The following is a 17,057-nucleotide window of genomic DNA, read 5'->3' on the forward strand; positions in this document are numbered from 1 at the left end:
GGCTGCACCTAAATGCATTTCGGGGAGTACGAGCTATCTCCAAGTTTGATTAGCCTTTCACCCCTACCCTCAGTTCATTCGAAAGCTTTTCAACGCTTAACGATTCGATCCTCCAGTTAGTGTTACCTAACCTTCAACCTGACCAAGGGTAGATCACTTGGTTTCGCGTCTTCTCCATCCGACTATACGCTGTTTAAAACTCGCTTTCGCTACGGCTCCGGTGATTAACACCTTAACCTCGCCGAATAGAAAAACTCGTAGGTTCATTATGCAAAAGGCACGCAGTCACCAATATAATATCGGCTCCTACCGCTTGTAGGCAGACGGGTTCAGGATCTATTGCACTCCTCTGTTCGAGGTTCTTTTCACCTTTCCCTCACGGTACTGGTTCACTATCGGTCTCTCAGACATATTTAGCCTTACGGGATGGGCCCCGCTAATTCACGCAAGATTTCTCGTGTCCCGCGCTACTCAGGATACTCCTAAAACTCTAACCCAGCTTTAAAATACGGGACTATCACCCCCTATGGTGCGCATTTCCATACGCTTCTTCTAACTGTGTAAAATCTATATCGAAGTCCTATTACCCCCATATTGCAATCACAATATAGGTTTGGGCTAATCCCCGTTCGCTCGCCACTACTGAGGGAATCACTTTTGTTTTCTTTTCCTATGGGTACTAAGATGTTTCAGTTCCCCACGTTCGCCCTGCTTGTCGCAGTGTCAGACCTCCTGCCTGACGGGTTGCCCCATTCGGAAATCTGCGGGTCAATTCGTATGTGCCAATAACCGCAGCTTTTCGCAGCTTATCACGTCCTTCTTCGCTTCTGAGAGCCTAGGCATCCACCGTCTGCCCTTATCAAATTCGCCTTATGTGTGTGGTTAATCCTACACACGGGTTGTTTTCTTTTTGCTCTATTGTTTTTGTTCTATCATTACGTCAAAGATCGCTTCCCTATTAGAAGATCCTCCCCTAATAAGAAATGTGGAGAATATCGGATTCGAACCGATGACCCCCTGCTTGCAAAGCAGGTGCTCTAGCCAGCTGAGCTAATCCCCCGTAGTCCCAGGCAGAGTTGAACTGCCGACCTCTACATTATCAGTGTAGCGCTCTAACCAACTGAGCTATAGGACTGCATCGACTGCCTGAAAACACACGGAAAATAATAACGCCCATCTCCCAGTGGTCTCCATGATGTTAGCCACCTATACAAAACACTCTCCTATCCCCCCCCACGCTAAAATATTCACGCAGAAGACTCGATAAAATGAAAGAGCCCATAAACAGAACTAACACCTATATCGAAAATCATAGAAACAAAAGAGAGCACAAGTCGTCTTATACATAAAATCCTTCCCTGTGCAAACGTAACGAACTCCAGAAAGGAGGTGTTCCAGCCGCACCTTCCGGTACGGCTACCTTGTTACGACTTAGCCCCAGTCACCGGTATTACCCTAGGACGCCCCTCGCGGTTACGTACTTCAGGTACCCCCGACTCCCATGGCTTGACGGGCGGTGTGTACAAGGCCCGGGAACGTATTCACCGCGCCATGGCTGATGCGCGATTACTAGCGAATCCAGCTTCACAGAGTCGAGTTGCAGACTCCGATCCGAACTGGGATAGGGTTTGGAGATTCGCATCCGGTCGCCCGGTAGCTGCCCTTTGTCCCTACCATTGTAACACGTGTGTCGCCCCGGATGTAAGGGCCGTGCTGATTTGACGTCATCCACACCTTCCTCACGGCTTACGCCGGCAGTCTTATTAGAGTCCTCAGCTTAACCTGTTAGTAACTAATAATGTGGGTTGCGCTCGTTAGGGCACTTAAGCCGACACCTCACGGCACGAGCTGACGACAACCATGCAGCACCTACATAGATGCCCCGAAGGGATAACAACTCTCGCTGCCTGTCATCTATATTTCAATCCCGGGTAAGGTTCCTCGCGTATCATCGAATTAAACCACATGTTCCTCCGCTTGTGCGGGCCCCCGTCAATTCCTTTGAGTTTCATCGTTGCCGACGTACTCCCCAGGTGGATTACTTAACGCTTTCGCTAAGAAGCATACACTCATATCGCATACTCCGAGTAATCATCGTTTACGGCGTGGACTACCAGGGTATCTAATCCTGTTTGATACCCACGCTTTCGTGCTTCAGTGTCAGATATAGCCCGGTAAGCTGCCTTCGCAATCGGGGTTCTGTATGATATCTATGCATTTCACCGCTACACCATACATTCCGCCTACCTATTCTAATCTCTAGCTCTGCAGTTTCAACGGCATGCTAGGGGTTGAGCCCCCAGGTTTCACCACTGACTTACAAAACAACCTACGCACCCTTTAAACCCAATAAATCCGGATAACGCTCGCATCCTCCGTATTACCGCGGCTGCTGGCACGGAGTTAGCCGATGCTTATTCGCAGGGTACTTGCAATTAAATACGCGTATCTAATTTTACTCCCCTGAAAAAGAGGTTTACAATCCTTAGGACCGTCTGCCCTCACGCGACTTGGCTGGTTCAGGCTCTCGCCCATTGACCAATATTCCTCACTGCTGCCTCCCGTAGGAGTCTGGTCCGTGTCTCAGTACCAGTGTGGGGGATAAACCTCTCAGTTCCCCTATCCATCGTCGCCTTGGTGAGCCGTTACCTCACCAACTAGCTAATGGAACGCATGCCCATCTGTCAGTAATAAATCTTTCCTTATCCCCCCATGCAGAAGAATAAGTGTATCCAGTATTAGTCCGGCTTTCACCGGGTTATCCCAGTCTGACAGGTAGGTTGCATACGCGTTACGCACCCGTGCGCCGGTCGCCGGCATAAGTAGCAAGCTACTTACCCGATGCCCCTCGACTTGCATGTGTTAAGCCTATCGCTAGCGTTCATCCTGAGCCAGGATCAAACTCTCCATTGTTATCTTGTTTTGTTTGTTTTCCTGTTATATGCTCATTATCGTTCGCCTGGTTGGTTGTACTTGACGAAAGTCTCGTTTCCTTATATGACCCCCTCTATAATAATCACGTGAAAAAAACTTCACAGCCAAAATAAAGGAGAGGAAAAAAACATTCCTGTACTACACTTTTGTTCTATGAATATCGTCAAAGATCTCTTCGCTTTACCTAAACTCCCCTTTCCTAAGAATGCTCCCCGGCAAGCCAACCCTCTGGATCAGCTGCAAAAAGCCACTCAAAAAAAAGGAAAACCGAGTCCAACTTAAAAAAACAAGCAGCAGACCACTGTCAAAAAAAAGGAGTACACACTCCTCAAATAACAGCTCTATCGCCTTCTGCCATTCCTTTCAAGTGGCGCCCCGCTCGGGCTTAGCGAATGCAAAGATAAAACAGTTTTTCCTTCCAATCCAAATCAAATACCAAAATATTTGACGAAAGATTAGTCGAGAGAGGCCTAACAGACTTGAAATCAGCACGAAACAAAAACAAAACTTTTTCCCGGAAAAACAACTCCAAAACAAGAAATCAAGAAAAAGAGAAAAAAAACATGGAAACACATGAGATTATGAAAAAAGAAGCGAGAAGGGAGAAGCGAGAGAGGAGAAGCGAGAGAGGAGAAGCGAGAGAGGAGAAGCGAGAGAGGAGAAGCGAGAGAGGAGAAGCGAGAGAGGAGAAATAAGAGGTGAGAAGGGAAAATGCTATCCTGTCGGAAGAAGAAAAGGGGCATATCTCTCACTCCTAAATGTGGCATGTTTTGTTAAGCATCATGCTCGCAAAAAGAAGAGAAAAAACACCTGAAAAAGCAGCCAAATACAAGTGAACAAAAAAAACTCTCAAAGGCTTTACAATGACCGCCTAAAAGGCCGATGAATAGAGCGTTCTGGAAAGGTCGGGTTTTTCTCCTCAGAGAAATTTTGCTAACACAGGAGAAAAAGTTTGCTCTCACAGGAGAGAATTTTTGCTCGCTCCCCTGTTAGAAAAAAACAGCTCCATAGAGAACAAAAAAAACAAGAGAAAAACAGACTCAATAATACCCCAATTTCAAGAAAAAAATACCAGAAAAAGAAAATGAAATTATAATATTCTTAGGAAAATTATATAGATACAAAAGAGATGCAAGAAGGAATAATCCGGAGTGTATTAGTAAAGCGTTTTCCTACCCTTGGCAGGGATAGTCTGTATCGAACCATGCAAATATTGACAACAAATCAAAATCTGCGGTAAAAAAATAACTTTGCATGCAGGAGGGGTGTTCGTTTTCAAAAGACAAGAGAATAAAAGAGGAGAGTCCCTATAAATATGGAGAGGGAATAGAACAAGAGAGCGTCACAAACGTACCCTACCCCCCACAAAGTAAAAAGACTGAAAGGGCAAACAAAAGTCCAACGTATTAAAAAGCATTTGATTATGAGCAAGAAAGACTATTTACGTACACTATTTGCAATAGCAGTACTGCTATTGGAGGGGTACTTGCCAAATGTGTCTTATGCGCAGACACAAGAAACTCCTGTCATAACAATGACTACGAGCAGGAAGGCCGGAGAAAAAATCAGACTAGGAATCAGAAGTGAAGGGGAAATCCGCATTGAAGGAGTGGAAGAAGAGGCAGAAACGATGGGACAAAAAGAATACACCCTGACTCAAACAAGCGTTTCCATATATGGCGATATCAGAGAATTAGGCTGCAATTCCAATCAGTTGGCCTCTTTGGACGTAAGTAAGAATACGGGCCTAAGAAAACTGTCCTGCGTCGACAACCAACCGACAGAATTGGATGTAAGCATGAATACAAAGCTCAAAGAGCTATGGTGCTTCTCTAACCAAATCAAAGGAGAAGCTATGACAAAGCTCATCGAAGGATTGACAAATTAGGATGGGAGAAGAAAGGGTCGGAGTATTGATAGTGATCAATAGTCGGGATACAGAGGAACAAAACATTTGCCTCGAGAGCGATGTGACTATAGCCAAGGAAAAGAACTGGATACGTCTATGACTTTAATGGAGATTCTAAAAACAAAAAAGAATACGAAGGAAGTACCAATGTAAAGCGCATCGCTAAAAAACAGTCGATAAACCTTTTTCCTAATCCGGCCCGAGAGTTCGTGTACATAGAAGGCTTGATGCCAGAAGAAGAAGTGACACTCTTTTCTTCAGACGGGGTACGGATCTGGTCCGCCAAAGCAAGTGAGACCGGACAGTTGAAACTCTCTCTCGAATCCCTTGCAGCAGGTACCTATATCATAAGGGCAGGCAAACAATCAGCTCGTCTCTTGGTCAAATAAGTCTCCAAGACATATTCTTTTGCCTCGGCATAAAAAGAGTAGCCGAGGTGACACAAATAAGCCCGAAAGCGTTTGGATGCGACTTTCGGGCCTATTTCGTTTCTCGACTTAGAGTCTATTGGGATTGTAACAGCGAACTCTTGCTCTTCTTCAAGAAATTTATAAACCCGTGCAACGGCCTCCATTTGCGTTGCATTCGCTGCCAAACAGAGTAGAAACAGTACCTTCGCAGAACGAGAGACCATTGCACAATACAGCTCTTGCTGCATTATTATAGACATCAGGGTTTGGTCGCGTGCCCAAAATGCGATCTCTACACCCTCATTCTCAATGTCTTGCGACTGCTGTTTTCTGCAAAGTCCGGCACAACAAGGTTGCCAAAACAGCCTTTGAAAAGCCCATACAAAGGTCTCAACGGGACTAAAAGCCATCCATAATTATGAAAAGCAATAACAGTCGCAGACATGAGCCTCTTTTCTCTCAAGTGATAAAGGCCGGACGACGACACTATTATTTCGATATCAAGCGAGACAGCAGGGGAACGGATTATCTCGTAATCAATGAAACCAAATCCTTGGACGAAAGCGAAGGTGGCGGATTTCAACGAAGTCGTGTATTTGTCTACAAAGAAGACCTGAAACGATTCTACCAAGCACTGGGAGAGGTTGTTGCCTACACCTGTCCGGAGATAGACAACTCGGGATCCATGGAGAAGGATACAGCCGAATCTTTTGACTTTTTCGCTAATCATGCGAAAGTGACTTTCGAAGAAGAAGATCTCTAAATGATCGATACTCACCAACACGAAGACCGTAAGGCAGCCTATTATACCTTGGGCTGCAAACTCAATTTTGCCGAAACTTCGACAATCGGGAAAGCTCTGCAAGAGCGAGGCATTCGCCGGGTACGCCGAGGAGAATTGGCCGATATATGCGTGGTAAACACTTGTTCGGTGACAGAGCTGGCGGATAAAAAATGCCGCTCTGCCATCAGGCGAATTCGCAAACAACACCCCGGAGCTCTACTCATTGTAACAGGCTGCTATGCCCAATTGAGTCCCGAAGAAGTGGCTGCCATAGAAGGTGTGGACTTGGTGTTGGGGGCGGAACAAAAGCTTGATCTGCTGAAATATCTGGACGAATGGGAAGCCGGGAATAAGCAGCAAATCATTACCTGCCGAGGAAGAGACATCAAAACATTTAGTCCCAGCTGCAGTAGTGATGATCGCACCAGACACTTTCTGAAGGTCCAAGATGGCTGCGACTACTACTGTACCTACTGCACCATACCGGCAGCTCGCGGTCCGAGCAGAAACGGCAGCATAGACCTGCTCACCGAGCAAGCCCGCCAAGTAGCTGCCGATGGAGGAAAAGAGATCGTACTCACAGGAGTCAATATCGGAGACTTTGGGCGAAGCACGGGAGAACGACTCCTCGATTTGCTGGACTCTTTGGATAAGGTAGACGGTATTGAGCGTTATCGTATCAGCTCAATTGAACCCAATCTTCTCTCCGATGAAATTATAGACTTTGTTGCCAGCTCAAAACGTTTCGCTCCTCATTTCCACATGCCGTTGCAATCGGGTAGCGACACTGTGCTTAAATTGATGCATCGACGCTATGACACACAACTCTTTGCCAACAGAGTGGCTCATATTAAAAGAGTAATGCCTCAAGCCTTTATCGGCATAGATGTGATTGTGGGCAGTCGTGGAGAAAAGCCAGAACTCTTCGATGAGACCTATCATTTTTTGGAATCTCTGCCTTTCTCTGCCCTACATGTATTCACCTACAGCGAACGCCCCGGCACGGCAGCCCTCAAGATACCCTATGTTGTAGATCCCAAAGAAAAACACAGACGATCAGAATTACTGCTCAACCTATCGGAAAGCAAACTCACAGCTTTCTCTCAGGCGAATATCGGACAAACTCATCGACTGCTATGGGAACAAGGAAAAGGCCAATGGATGGAAGGCTATACAGAGAATTATCTCCGCTGTGCCACAACTTACAGGGCTGGAGCAATCGGGCAAGTAGAAGACTTTTGTCCGATGTTTTATCATGAGCCGACAGGTCTGCTGACCGACAACAAGACCCTACCCTTTCTCGAACAAATAAGTAAACAGGAATAATGAGCATCGGATATTGGCTTGCCTATGCTCCGGCCAAACTATTAGGGTATCTCCCTTTGAGTGTTCTGCTCCTCATAGCCGACGGCATTGCTAAAATAGGCTATCACCTGCTTCGCTACAGACGAAAAGTAGTGAGGGAAAACCTCTGCCAGGCCTTCCCGGAGAAGAGTGAAAAAGAAATCATAGCCTACGAAAAGCGATTTTACAGTCACTTTCTGCGCCAGCTATTCGAGAGCTTCAAGCTCCTGACCTTTAGCAAGGAAGAGGCTGCCCGGCATATCTCCTTCTCCGGAATAGACATTATCGATGAGCTGCGAGAAGAAGGATGCCCAGTGGTCTTTTTGATGATGGGCCACTATGGGAACTGGGAGTACTTCACAGCAGCACCGCTACACATCAAAAGTCTTGGTTATGATCTGCACCAAATATATCGGCCTCTGAAAAATAAGAGTATAGATCGCTTGATGAAAGTCATGCGGGAGCAATACGGAGCTTACAGCATTGCCAAAGAAGATGTCGGCAGGAGCGTCATCAGCCTAAAAAGAAATCCTCGGGAAGGACAAACAGCTCTCATTATTTTCATTGCCGATCAAACCCCATCGAAACGCAACATCCATTACTTCGCCTCTTTCCTCAATCGTCCATCAGCCTTTTTTACTGGAGCTGAACGACTGGCAGCCAAGCTCGATATACCTATTGTGTATATGGATGTTCGTTGCACCGGGAAGGGACATTACCACGGAGAGTTATCCATGCTCAGTCGGCATCCCGCAAAAGAACCGTTTGGACTTATCACCGAGCGATTTGCCGAAAAATTGGAGCAAACAATCAGACAGGATCCTCCATATTGGCTTTGGTCACACCGTCGCTGGAAACACAATATAGAGGACTACCCCAACATACCTCGCTCTGCTAAACTCTAATGTTACTGCCATGCCTTGTGCCGTAATTATCCTGAACTGGAATGGAGCCGAATTGCTCAAACGTTATCTGCCCCATCTCATCGCCCACAGCCCGACCTCCCTGGCCCGACTTATCGTTGCCGACAACGGATCGGAAGATAATAGCCTGGAAGTATTGCACAGAGACTTTCCCCAGATAGAGGTGCTGGAGCTACATCACAACTATGGCTTTGCCGAGGGGTACAACAGAGCTATTGAAGCTATCGAAGAACCTCTGATATGTCTGCTTAACAGTGATGTACGAGTAGCCCCTCACTGGCTTGAGACCCCTCTCAAAGTTTTGGAAAAAGACCCCTCCGTGGCAGCTTTGCAACCCAAGATACGAGCAGAAAGGCAACCCGAACAGTTTGAATATGCAGGAGCAGCCGGAGGATATATAGACCGGCTGGGCTACCCTTTCTGCAGAGGACGTATCTTCGATACTGTGGAAGAAGATCATGGACAATACGACAACCCTATACAGCCCGTTTTGTGGGCTTCGGGAGCTTGTCTCTTTGTACGGCGGTCTGTATATCTGGAAGTGGGAGGCTTAGATCACCGTTTTTTTGCCCATCAGGAAGAAATAGATCTCTGTTGGCGAATGGCTGCACGAGGGCACCGTATCGTAGCAGTAAGCGGATCTGAAGTTTACCACTATGGTGGGGCTAGTCTGAATATGGGACATCCCAAGAAGACTTACCTAAATTTCCGAAACAACATGCTGATGCTCTATAAAAATATGCCCGACAAGCAGTATCGATCGGTGGTATTCCTACGACGGCTGCTTGACCTTCTTTCGGCAATACAGCAGTTGTTTAGTGGCCGGTGGCAACATACAAGAGCCATTCTCAGGGCCATGCGAGACTTTGCCCGAATGCGAGAAGAATTCTCTATTGACAGAAAAATAAATCTTGAAAAAACCGTTCGAGAGAATCCCGAAGGCATACGGCCATACGCAATCGTATGGCAATACTTTGTGAAAAGAAGGCACACTTACGATGCGATAGAAAATCAACGCAGATCGTAGATGCCACCGGGAAGGCTATTTACGTAGCCTTCAAATTCCAGTTCAAACAGCGTATTGAGCAACTGCGCTGCCGATAAATTTAGGATGGCTCCGAGTTGATCGATATGCATTGGTCCCTTCCTCAGGAGACAGTCTACAATCTTAGCCCCATCGGGATTTGTAGGCAGATCTCGAAAAATTTCTTCTTCCTCTCCGGATTTACCGCCTTCTCCCCAATTGAGATAGTCCAATATATCTTCTGCTCCATTGACACAAGTAGCCTCAGAAGAGGCAATGAGTTTATTGCAGCCGGCCGATTGGCGATCAGAGATACGGCCAGGTATAGCCAAGGTCTCTCTGTCATATTCATTGGCAAGCCGAGCTGTAATCAATGATCCTCCCTTTGATGAGCTTTCTATAACCAAGGTAGCATGGCTCAGACCGGCAATGATGCGATTGCGCGCAACGAAATTGTATCTATCCGGATTTGTTCCACAAGGATACTCGGTAAGCAGGCCACCCTGCCCGACTATTTGGGCAGCAATCCTACGATGCACGTGCGGATAAATACGATCCAGGCCATGAGCCAAAACCGCAATGGTATCCAGTCCGGCAGAGAGTGCACAGCTATGTGCCTCTACATCTACACCATAGGCCAAACCACTGACTATCACCAAATCGGGCAATGCTTTGGCCAAATCCTGAATAATGCGATGACAGCAATCTCTCCCATAGGCCGTAACACTACGTGTGCCAACCACAGACAAGATATGAGAGCGTTGCATCAAATCGGCTTTCCCTTTGTAGTAGAGAAGAGAGGGAGCGTCTGCACATTGCCCGAGCAAGGCAGGATAGCGAGGGTCATCCACATAATAGGTGTCTATACAGTGTTCTCTCACCCATGTGGCTATCCCTTGTGCTTGTGTTATCAGCTCAGGAGCATAAAAAGCATTAAGCAATTTGTCCGAAATACCCTCGACATTCCGAGCCAAGACTGACCTGTCTGCAAAAATAGCTTCAGCCGAACCCATTAGAGCCAGAAGCTTACGTGCAATCACTGGACCTACACCATGAGTACAAGTGAGGGCGATTCGACAGGTCAGTTCATCAAAAAGGGGCATAGCAAAAAAGGTCGGCACGAACATAAATGCCCGTACCGACCTTGATCTATAGTTCTTTTAATGTTGATAATCTTTGATCCATTGGTATGCCGCACGGAAGGCGATCATCCAAGGAGTTATTTCGTGTTCCAACAACTCTTTGTGTGGATAATAACCACATTGCCAAGGCATAATAGCACGTTCCAAGTGCGGCATCATAGCCAGATGTCGTCCATCCGGGCTGTAAAGGGCAGCTATGGCATGGGGAGAACCATTAGGATTGCCCGGATAGGCCTCGTAGGCATAGCGAGCAGCCACCCGATAGTGATCTTCAGAATATGGAAGAGCAAAGCGACCTTCTCCGTGCGCACACCAAATACCCAGCTTGGTACCAGATAGTGCTGAGAACATCACACTACTGTTCTTCGGTATACTTACACTCACAAAGCTACTCTCAAACTTTTTCGATTCATTGAGCAGCATCTTATGGCTCTCCTCGTGTTCGGGATAGAGCAATCCCAACTCTGCCATCAACTGGCAACCGTTGCATATACCCAAGCTGAGCGTGTCGGGACGTGCATAGAAAGCATCAATAGCAGCTTTGGCTCGTTCATTGAAGAGAATCCCCCGGCCCATCCTTTAGCCGAACCCAAGACGTCACTATTGGAAAAGCCTCCACAAAAGACAAGCATCCGAACATCTTCCAATGTTTCGCGTCCGGAAGTCAAGTCTGTCAAATGTACATCCTTGACATCGAATCCTGCCAAATAAAGAGAATAAGCCATCTCTCGCTCTCCATTGGTACCCTTGTCACGAACAATGGCTGCTGTGATACCGGAACGTTCTTTACGATCTGGATTCAGACCAAGATCTTTGAGCTTACCTGAGAAGCCTTTGGGGAATTGATAGCCCACCGGCTGCATCTTATAGTTCTCGAAGCGATGTCCGGCATGGGTATTGCCGCTCTGGAAACAATCCATCAGATATGAAGTTTCATACCATACATCACGCTTATGATCTATACCGAAGAGGTATTGCTCTCCATCTTTTTGTATACTGATCGTTCGCTCACTCTGCAGCTTGGCTATGCGCGCAAAGCCTATACCGGCCTCACGCAATATCTGTTCGGCCCTCTTAGGTTCAGAGATTTGCAGCACGACACCAGGATTCTCGGCAAAAAGGATCTTAACCAAGTCGGACTCAGCTATACTATCCAAATTCACTTCCAAGCCTCCATTGGTATTGGCAAAACACATCTCCAACAAGGTGGTAATAAGCCCTCCGGCAGATATATCGTGACCAGCCAATACCAAGTCCATGGCAATCAGCTCTTGTACGCACTCAAAAGCAGTAGCGAAATACTCTGTATTCTCTACCATGGGCACATCGTTGCCCACTCTCCCCTGACTTTGGGCAAAAGCCGAACCTCCCAAGGAGAGAGCAGTAAAACTAAAATCAACATAGTAGAGGGCTGAACCTGCAGCTGACACCAGCACGGGAGAAACGATCTTACGTACATCGCTAACCTCTCCGGTAGCACTGATAATCACCGTACCGGGACTCACTACTTTCTTGCCAGAAGGATAATTCTGTGTCATGGAAAGCGAATCCTTACCCGTGGGGATATTGATTCCCAAAGCAGAGGCAAACTCACTGGCAGCCTGCACTGCTTCGTAAAGACGGGCATCCTCACCTTCGTTGCGACAAGGCCACATCCAATTGGCAGAAAGGGATACTGCCTCCAATCCTCCCTTGAGCGGAGCAAATACGATATTGGTGAGAGCTTCGGCTATAGACAAAACCGAGCCGGCTGCAGCATTGGCCAAGGCTGCCTGCGGGGCATGGCCGATAGCAGTGGCCATCCCACTGTGAAATCTATAATCCAACGCCATTGCTCCCAAGTCACTCAAAGGTAACTGCAACTCTCCCTGACATTGCTGACGAGCAACCTTGCCAGATACAGAGCGGTCTACCTTGTTAGTGAGCCAGTCCTTGCAAGCCACAGCTTCGAGGCGCAAGACTTGCTCTATATATTCATCCAAGTGCTTCTGCTTGTAGTGAACAGGAGCATAGTCGTGGCGCACGGTCTTATCCTCCATCAACGTACGAGGTGGCTTGCCAAACATCTGACTAAGGGCCAAATCAATGGGTCGCTCGCCATTGCTCCGTTCAAAAACAAAGCGCATATCATTGGTTGTCTTACCCACAGTGTAGAAAGGAGCGCGTTCTCGCTCAGCAATACGAGCGACTTGCTCTACATCTTTCTCTTCCATAAGCAATCCCATTCGTTCTTGACTCTCATTGCCTACTATTTCCTTGGCAGAAAGAGTGGAATCTCCCACCGGCAAACGATCCAGATCAATGTGACCTCCGGTAGTCTCCACCAATTCGGAGAAACAGTTGAGATGGCCACCGGCTCCATGATCATGAATAGACACAATCGGGTTGTTATCACTTTCGGCCAAAGCTCGGATCACATTCTGCACACGCTTCTGCATCTCCGGATTGGCACGTTGGACAGCATTCAACTCTATGGCTCCTGCATAGCGACCTGTATTCACAGAACTCACAGCACCACCACCCATACCGATGCGATAGTTATCTCCTCCCATCAGTACGACTGTTTCTCCCGGCTTAGGCTCTCCCTTAAGAGCATCAGACTTCTTGGCATAGCCAATCCCTCCTGCCAACATGATCACCTTGTCGTAGCCATAGGCCACATCTTCGGGACTTTCTTGATGCTCAAAAGTGAGCACCGAACCAGCAATAAGAGGTTGTCCAAACTTATTGCCAAAATCACTGGCCCCATTGGAGGCCTTCGTAAGTATTTCTCGTGGACTCTGGTAGAGCCACTGACGCTCCGAAAGCGGATGACCAGTAGGGATCATTCTCTCCAAACGAGGATAGGAGGTCATATAAACAGCTGTCCCGGCCAAAGGCAAAGAGGCTCGACCTCCGGCCATGCGGTCTCGGATCTCTCCTCCGGTTCCGGTAGCCGCTCCATTGAAAGGCTCGACTGTAGTGGGGAAGTTATGTGTCTCAGCCTTTAGACTAAGCACCGTCTCAACATCTCTCGTCCGAAAGAAGTCCGGTTTATCGGCAGAAGCCGGAGCAAACATCTCCACTTCCGGCCCTTCGACAAATGCGACATTATCTTTGTAGCTGGAGACTAATCTATTGGGATTGAGACGAGACGTTCGCTTGATCAGTTCAAAAAGAGAGCTTTCTTTCTCTTCCCCGTCAATAACAAAAGTTCCGCCGAAGATTTTATGCCGGCAGTGTTCCGAATTGACCTGAGAAAAACCAAACACTTCACTATCGGTCAATTTTCGGCCAATCTCCGTACTCACTCCCTCAAGGTAAGCTACCTCTTCCTCACTCAAGGCCAATCCTTCTTGTTCATTGTAAGCTCTTATGTCTTCTACATATAAAATAGGTTCGGCTTTGCGATCCACATTGAAAGCATCTTGCCCAAGCCCTTTGTAGAGCTCCTGCAACATAGGATCAATATCTGCCTGTGGCCCATCTACACTATGAAACTCCTCAATACGCACGATGCTGGGGATATTCATATTCTGACATATCTCCACAGCATTGGTACTCCACGGGCTAACCATCTCTCTGCGTGGTCCAGCGTAGTATCCGGGTAATTCCTGCCGGTCGCTTAGTCGAGCAGGGGAGAATAGCCAATGCAAACGTTCGATGTGTTCGGAGGAAAAAGGTTCGCCATGCGCTACGGCATAGGCCAGACCATCCGGGCGAGTGAAAAAGGTGATCATTGTGGAATGTGAGTTATGCTAATTATCATTTGTTCTCTGGGAAGAAACCACCGGAATTGCCGACAGTAACTCAAGTGAAGGCTCGACATGCGAATCTTGAAAACACACCTTGCATATTAACTTAGGATGCCAAGGTACTTCCGCAAGACTCCCACTCATTTGCCTCCAAGGCCGTCTTGCGAAACAAAGATACACATATACGGCAGAACCATCATTACAAAAAAGAGCCTCTTTTGCAGATTTTGATAAAGAAATAAATCAGGATTCGGAACAGACAAATTATTCCAGAAGAGAATCGTAGAGCCCCTTATACAGATCGGCTACCACAGAACTATCGTATCGATCCTTGGCCGACTGCCTGCAAGCCCGTCTCTGCTGGAGGGCAAAAGCTGTCGGTTGTCCATCCGGAGTTCGGCAGAGTCGCCAATGGTTATAGATATATTCGGCCATATCTTCGGATGAGCGGTAGGGGGAGACATGCCCTAAGTTATCATCATTTATCATCTCCGGAATACCTCCGGTAGCAAAGCCTAATGACGGGGTACCACAAGCCATGGCCTCCATAATCGTGTTGGGCAAATTTTCCTCCAGAGAGGGAGTCACAAAAAGATCTGCCGCATTATAAACTCTGAGCATACGATCAGCTGAGAGATAACCCAAGACAAAGGTCTGGAAAGGAGGTAGCAAAGCTGCAGCTTCTTCTGTAAACTGCCCAAAAACAAGAAGTTTTAGATGATCTCTGATCTCAGGCTTTGTCTTGTAAAGGATATGTAATGTACGAGACAATTCGCCTATCCCCTTGCGATAGTCATGAGCTCTCACAGCTCCAAAAAGCAAAAAATAGGATGCTGGACTTGTTACTTCCAAAGCCAACTCTGCCCGAGCCTTTTCCCTTGGAATAGGATGAAAAAAGCCCGTATCAATCGGATTGGGGATTGAATAAAAATTGGAGGTAGATAAAAGAGACGAAGTAGCTGCCCGCTCCTTTATCCAATGGCTGCAACCAACGATTATCGGTTGAAGAGAAACAAACACTCGCTTCTTTTGCTGTGCGATTTGTCGTGACAGGTCATTCTCTCTGTGGCTATTGATTTGCGGACAGTAGCCACAAGCCGGCTCTTGAGCAAAACGATTACAGTCTCTCGGATGATGGCAGATTGCCGTAGCTGGCCAAAGATCATGCAAAGTCCAGACAACAGGCTTGCCTTTTCGAGACAAACCGGCCAGACCTTTTAAAGACAAAAAGCCCTGATTGATCCAATGAAGATGTATGATGTCAGCCCATTCTACCAAAGGGTGACTATTCAAATCAAATCCCCAACGAGCTGTAGAAACATGAAACAGTTTGCCACGATCTCTCCCATTGCGTAAATATATTTCCGCACGCTCCAGATAGAACACTATCCGTTGCTCCCACTTCTTGAGGGGAGTGTCACAAATCTCACCCAATAACCCATCGGGAGTTTCAGCGTGCATAACCAACATTCGTACATCTACACCAGAGGAATAAAGGGCAGAAGTCAATCGTGCTGCGGCGATGGCAGCTCCACCCTCCTTATCCGAAGTAGAAATGATCAGGATTTTCATTGCCTCAAGTCTTTTGCCAAGTCTCGACAAAAGTAAGTTTCGAAAGAAGCTTAGCAAAATAAAAAGGAAAGCCACCCTTAGTGACAAGGACGGCTTCCCCGAGAAATTACAGTCTTAAAGATGTTTCCTCTCAAAAGAGATCACATACGATTCCACTTGTTGAGCGAAAGAGGCAATACCTTTGCTGCTTTAGTTTTTGCATTAGGATCATACTGTTCATAGCGGAATTCCACATAGATGTAATCAAAATTCTCGATACCTGGGTTATTTGGATCCTTTTCCATGGGTTCGACTGTCATGAGGAGACTCATATCCAACTGAGGGTTATTTGCGATAAGACCCGGAACTTTCTTCCCCCCTTGGTCTACAGATACTTCCACGGGCTTTGCGTCCTTGTTAAACCCAAAAGCAGCAGCAAAGCCAGCCTTTACTTGATCAGGATCAAAAGACCCCTTGTCAACGAAGGTTTCACCGACAAAGAAAGGCTTCTCAACCTTAGGGTGACTGTGTACATAAGTCAAAAGCAAAAAAGCCTCTGGTCTGACTCCCTCTTTTATCTGGAAAGGCCACACATACTTTCCATCGTCCTTCCCAGGTTTATATTCAAATTTGAGATCCCCCATTGCAGCAAAGATTTCATCTTTTTGATCTACCATACTGCCATGTTTGGGGAAATAGGCTCCTCTTATAACGCGATCCTTGTCATAATTAACAGTAGAAGATTCGGTCACAATCACCTTGCAGGACGCATCCTTCTTCCCTGCTTTCACCTTAATGGTTACCTCACCTTTGGCTACACCCGTCACAATTCCCTTGTCATTCACAGTGGCAATCTTGGAATCAGAGCTATTGAAAGCTAACTTGGCACCAGCAGGATCCACAGTCACCTTCAGGGTCACTTGTTCTCCGATCTTCACTGTAGCATCGTCCACACTAAGGCTCTTAACCTTGTCATCTTCTTTACCCTTGTCATCCTTCTTACAAGAAGTTGCAAAACCTGCCAATAGCACTACTGAGAGCATTGACAATACAACGAAAACTTTCTTCATTCTACTCGTTCTTTTTTAAGATTGAAACTTAAACTGATTTAATTACCGATTCATCACGTAATATCTTCGTCAAAAACGAAAGCTTTTCCTCAGCCAGAGAACCATAAGGGAGAAGAAAACCCCTCATACGAAGAGCAGAGATCCCAGAACAAGGCTACGCTTCGCCATCTATCTCGGAGGATCTCTCGGCAAATTTATAATAAAATATTATACCCACACATAATGGCATAGA

At 46.8% G+C, this 17,057-nt stretch carries 11 protein-coding genes, 2 tRNA genes, 2 rRNA genes and 1 pseudogene (1 of these 16 running past the window's edge); 7 read left to right on the plus strand and 9 right to left on the minus strand.

Translation table 11 applies throughout. The features are described 5' to 3' along the window. The 4 genes from DQN70_RS01495 to DQN70_RS01510 all read right to left on the minus strand — a co-directional run. Window positions 1-870, minus strand: a 23S ribosomal RNA gene (locus tag DQN70_RS01495) (it extends 2,008 nt beyond the left edge of the window). A gap of 116 nt (window positions 871-986) precedes the next feature. Beyond that, window positions 987-1,060, minus strand: a tRNA-Ala gene (locus DQN70_RS01500). Between the two features lies 1 nt (window position 1,061). Then, a tRNA-Ile gene (locus DQN70_RS01505) sits at window positions 1,062-1,135 on the minus strand. Between the two features lie 247 nt (window positions 1,136-1,382). Next, window positions 1,383-2,913: ribosomal RNA gene (locus DQN70_RS01510) — 16S ribosomal RNA — on the minus strand. The 16S and 23S rRNA genes sit together here with 2 tRNA genes alongside, the layout of an rRNA operon. Window positions 2,914-3,413: 500 nt before the next feature. Here DQN70_RS01510 and DQN70_RS01515 point away from each other — a divergent pair. From DQN70_RS01515 to DQN70_RS09685, 3 genes are all read left to right on the plus strand, one after another. Further along, window positions 3,414-3,629 (plus strand): hypothetical protein, encoded by a 216-nt coding sequence (locus tag DQN70_RS01515; protein WP_111759313.1) that lies wholly within the window; start codon window positions 3,414-3,416, stop codon window positions 3,627-3,629. A 728-nt stretch (window positions 3,630-4,357) separates the two neighbouring features. After that, window positions 4,358-4,822, plus strand: a complete 465-nt coding sequence (locus tag DQN70_RS01520) for a hypothetical protein (protein ID WP_023940911.1) — start codon at window positions 4,358-4,360, stop codon at window positions 4,820-4,822. Between the two features lie 248 nt (window positions 4,823-5,070). Beyond that, the gene (locus DQN70_RS09685; RefSeq protein WP_023940910.1) at window positions 5,071-5,232 is read left to right on the plus strand and encodes a T9SS type A sorting domain-containing protein; all 162 of its coding nucleotides are present in this window, start codon (window positions 5,071-5,073) and stop codon (window positions 5,230-5,232) included. Here the strand turns inward: DQN70_RS09685 and DQN70_RS09470 are convergent. Continuing rightward, window positions 5,184-5,663: a hypothetical protein gene (locus tag DQN70_RS09470; protein ID WP_170120694.1), complete on the minus strand. Its 480-nt coding sequence runs from the start codon at window positions 5,661-5,663 to the stop codon at window positions 5,184-5,186. The genes DQN70_RS09685 and DQN70_RS09470 overlap by 49 nt on opposite strands. Window positions 5,664-5,671: 8 nt before the next feature. Here DQN70_RS09470 and DQN70_RS01530 point away from each other — a divergent pair, with 8 nt between their 5' ends. From DQN70_RS01530 to DQN70_RS01545, 4 genes are read left to right on the plus strand one after another with little or no spacing between them, the layout of a single operon-like run. Continuing rightward, window positions 5,672-6,016 carry a DUF3276 family protein gene (locus DQN70_RS01530; protein WP_023937295.1) on the plus strand — a complete coding sequence of 115 codons (345 nt, stop codon included), beginning with the start codon at window positions 5,672-5,674 and terminating at the stop codon, window positions 6,014-6,016. Further along, on the plus strand, window positions 6,017-7,363 hold the full coding sequence (gene mtaB, locus DQN70_RS01535; protein ID WP_023939925.1) for a tRNA (N(6)-L-threonylcarbamoyladenosine(37)-C(2))-methylthiotransferase MtaB: 1,347 nt from the start codon (window positions 6,017-6,019) through the stop codon (window positions 7,361-7,363). It begins immediately after the preceding gene. Next, window positions 7,363-8,286, plus strand: a complete 924-nt coding sequence (locus tag DQN70_RS01540; RefSeq protein ID WP_023939927.1) for a lysophospholipid acyltransferase family protein — start codon at window positions 7,363-7,365, stop codon at window positions 8,284-8,286. The genes mtaB and DQN70_RS01540 overlap by 1 nt, the downstream gene beginning before the upstream one ends. 10 nt (window positions 8,287-8,296) lie before the next feature. Beyond that, a complete protein-coding gene (locus tag DQN70_RS01545) occupies window positions 8,297-9,331 on the plus strand; it encodes a glycosyltransferase family 2 protein (protein WP_023937299.1) in 1,035 nt (344 codons plus the stop codon). Here the strand turns inward: DQN70_RS01545 and dprA are convergent. From dprA to DQN70_RS01565, 4 genes and pseudogenes are all read right to left on the minus strand, one after another. Then, window positions 9,316-10,431 (minus strand): DNA-processing protein DprA, encoded by a 1,116-nt coding sequence (gene dprA / locus DQN70_RS01550; protein ID WP_036888261.1) that lies wholly within the window; start codon window positions 10,429-10,431, stop codon window positions 9,316-9,318. The two genes, DQN70_RS01545 and dprA, sit on opposite strands and share 16 nt — an antisense overlap. Window positions 10,432-10,488: 57 nt before the next feature. Next, window positions 10,489-14,189: pseudogene (purL, locus tag DQN70_RS01555) on the minus strand (phosphoribosylformylglycinamidine synthase). A gap of 279 nt (window positions 14,190-14,468) precedes the next feature. Beyond that, window positions 14,469-15,776 carry a glycosyltransferase gene (locus tag DQN70_RS01560; protein ID WP_036888038.1) on the minus strand — a complete coding sequence of 436 codons (1,308 nt, stop codon included), beginning with the start codon at window positions 15,774-15,776 and terminating at the stop codon, window positions 14,469-14,471. A 140-nt stretch (window positions 15,777-15,916) separates the two neighbouring features. Further along, window positions 15,917-16,825 (minus strand): Ig-like domain-containing protein, encoded by a 909-nt coding sequence (locus tag DQN70_RS01565; protein ID WP_023937303.1) that lies wholly within the window; start codon window positions 16,823-16,825, stop codon window positions 15,917-15,919. Window positions 16,826-17,057: the final 232 nt, after the last annotated feature.

The sequence above is a fragment of the Porphyromonas crevioricanis genome (assembly GCF_900476255.1).
GTDB lineage: Bacteria > Bacteroidota > Bacteroidia > Bacteroidales > Porphyromonadaceae > Porphyromonas > Porphyromonas crevioricanis.

What these genes read in the sequence shown, in the direction of transcription:
- mtaB (WP_023939925.1), top strand. Translation starts at nt 6,017, where the DNA reads ATGATCGATACTCACCAACACGAAGACCGTAAGGCAGCCTATTATACC.
- DQN70_RS09470 (WP_170120694.1), bottom strand. Translation starts at nt 5,663, where the DNA reads ATGGCTTTTAGTCCCGTTGAGACCTTTGTATGGGCTTTTCAAAGGCTG.
- DQN70_RS09685 (WP_023940910.1), top strand. Translation starts at nt 5,071, where the DNA reads ATGCCAGAAGAAGAAGTGACACTCTTTTCTTCAGACGGGGTACGGATC.
- DQN70_RS01560 (WP_036888038.1), bottom strand. Translation starts at nt 15,776, where the DNA reads ATGAAAATCCTGATCATTTCTACTTCGGATAAGGAGGGTGGAGCTGCC.
- DQN70_RS01545 (WP_023937299.1), top strand. Translation starts at nt 8,297, where the DNA reads ATGCCTTGTGCCGTAATTATCCTGAACTGGAATGGAGCCGAATTGCTC.
- DQN70_RS01530 (WP_023937295.1), top strand. Translation starts at nt 5,672, where the DNA reads ATGAAAAGCAATAACAGTCGCAGACATGAGCCTCTTTTCTCTCAAGTG.
- DQN70_RS01565 (WP_023937303.1), bottom strand. Translation starts at nt 16,825, where the DNA reads ATGAAGAAAGTTTTCGTTGTATTGTCAATGCTCTCAGTAGTGCTATTG.
- DQN70_RS01540 (WP_023939927.1), top strand. Translation starts at nt 7,363, where the DNA reads ATGAGCATCGGATATTGGCTTGCCTATGCTCCGGCCAAACTATTAGGG.
- DQN70_RS01520 (WP_023940911.1), top strand. Translation starts at nt 4,358, where the DNA reads ATGAGCAAGAAAGACTATTTACGTACACTATTTGCAATAGCAGTACTG.
- dprA (WP_036888261.1), bottom strand. Translation starts at nt 10,431, where the DNA reads ATGCCCCTTTTTGATGAACTGACCTGTCGAATCGCCCTCACTTGTACT.